This is a genomic window from Mesorhizobium sp. L2C066B000, from assembly GCF_000502335.1.
Lineage (GTDB): Bacteria > Pseudomonadota > Alphaproteobacteria > Rhizobiales > Rhizobiaceae > Mesorhizobium.
This window is the reverse complement of sequence record NZ_AYWZ01000055.1, coordinates 1-760: the sequence shown is the minus strand read 5'-3', so window position 1 is coordinate 760 and position 760 is coordinate 1. Positions and strand designations below refer to the sequence as shown.

Sequence of the window (760 nt, the reverse complement as noted above, 5' to 3'; positions counted from 1 at the left end):
GATCCACTGAAGCCCGGCGACTATACGATTGCGCTGCGCTCGACGACCGGCGAAGTGGTTACGCCTTCGGTGCAGACCGCCGTCGTTTCGGTTCCCAAGGACGCCGCCGGCCAGGTGCTGGCGATGGTCGAGGAACCCGGCAAGCCGGCCGAGCTGCTTAGCGTCCCGGCGCCTGAGACCAAGCCCGCGGCACCGGCCGCCGGCGATCAGGCTGCTGCCCCAGCCGCTGAGGCGCCTGCTACGGCAGCGCCTGCCGTGGCCGCGGCGGCGCCTGCCGCTCCCGCTGAAACAGCACCTGCTGCTCCGGCTGTGGAAGCCGCAACTGCCCCGGCAGCGCCAGCAGTACCTGCAACGCCGCGGGCTGCCGCCGTGGCTGAACCCAAGATCGTCGTCGAAGCGGTCGAGATCGACGGCAACAAGATCTTCGTTGCCGGTCTGGCTGACGCCGGCCGCAAGGTGCGCGCCTATGCCAACGATATCCTGCTTGGCGATGCGGTGACCTCGCCCGACGGTCATTTCCTGGTCGAGGCAACGCGCGATATCCCGGTCGGCAACTACAGCATCCATGTCGACGGTCTCGATGCCGACGGCGTGAAGGTGGTAGCGCGTGCCGCCGTGCCGTTCGAGCGCGAACCCGGCGAGGCGATCGCCGCTGTAGCGCCCGCGGAGGCCAAGCCCGCCGAGACCAAGCCCGCCGAAGCAAAGCCTGCTGAGCCGGCCGTACCGGCTGCTGCCGAAGCACCGGCCGCTCCGGAGCCTG

1 pseudogene is annotated in these 760 nt (G+C 69.9%); it reads left to right on the top strand.

Going from position 1 to position 760, the window contains the following annotated elements:
- Positions 1 to 760 (top strand): annotated as a pseudogene (locus tag X733_RS136490) (LysM peptidoglycan-binding domain-containing protein); the annotation flags it as partial.